A 953-nucleotide genomic window follows, 5' to 3' on the forward strand; every position below is an offset into this window, starting at 1 on the left:
AGGTAGTCCGGGTCCGCGCCGGCGAAGGAGTAGATGGTCTGGTTGACGTCACCCACCACGGTGAGGTCGTCGCGTCGGCCCAGCCAGGCCGATAGCAGGCGCTGCTGGGCGGGGGTGACGTCCTGGAACTCGTCCACCACGAAGCACCGGTAGCGGTCCCGGAACTCCTCGGCGATCGCCGGGACCTCCTCCACGAGGTCCGCCATGTGCCCCAGCAGGTCGTCGAAATCGAGCATGCGGACCGGGCCCGAGACCTTGAGGTCCTCGTAGGCGCGGAACGCCCGCGCCACCTCCGGGGCGGGGGCCGGGAGGTCACGCCCGAGCGCGATCGCACGCTCGGCGTACGTGTCGGGGGTGAGCAGACTGGACTTGGCCCAGCCGATCTCGGTGAGGACGTCCCGGATCGTCTCCGTCGAGGGATCCAGCCCCACCCGGCGGACGGCCTGGGCGACCGCCCGGAACTGCCCGTCGAGCAGCTGCCAGGGCTCCTCTCCGTAGACCCGGGGCCAGAAGTAGGACAGATTGCGCAGCGCCGCCGAGTGGAAGGTCCTCGCCTGGACCGGGCCCGTCCCGGCCTCCGCGACGCCCAGTCCGGCGAGCCGCATGCGTAGTTCGCCCGCCGCACGGGCGGTGAAGGTGACGGCGAGGACCTGGTCCCCCCGCACGTGACCGGTGGTCACCAGGTGGGCGATGCGGCGGGTGATGGTGCGCGTCTTGCCGGTGCCCGCGCCGGCGAGGATGCAGACGGGGCCGCGGGGGGCCAGGACGGCCCGCCGCTGCTGGGGGTCCAGTCCGTCGAGGGCCGACTCCCTGTCACGTCGCACGTCTTCCACGCCCCCATGGTGGCATCCTGCCCCGACACCGGCGCCTCGGGCCTGCCCCGGGAAGATTCCACCGTCGTCGGACGTTGAACCCCGTCATGAGCGAACCGAGGAACGACAGCGATCTCACGG

The 953-nt window shown here is 72.0% G+C and carries 1 protein-coding gene; it reads right to left on the bottom strand.

Going from position 1 to position 953, the window contains the following annotated elements:
• Positions 1–833, bottom strand: an 833-nt coding sequence (locus G6026_RS16235; protein WP_182613772.1) for a UvrD-helicase domain-containing protein, incomplete at its 3' end; no start/stop codon positions are given.
• Between the last annotated feature and the right edge of the window lie 120 nt (positions 834–953).

It is taken from the genome of Dietzia sp. DQ11-38-2 (assembly GCF_014145055.1).
GTDB lineage: Bacteria > Actinomycetota > Actinomycetes > Mycobacteriales > Mycobacteriaceae > Dietzia.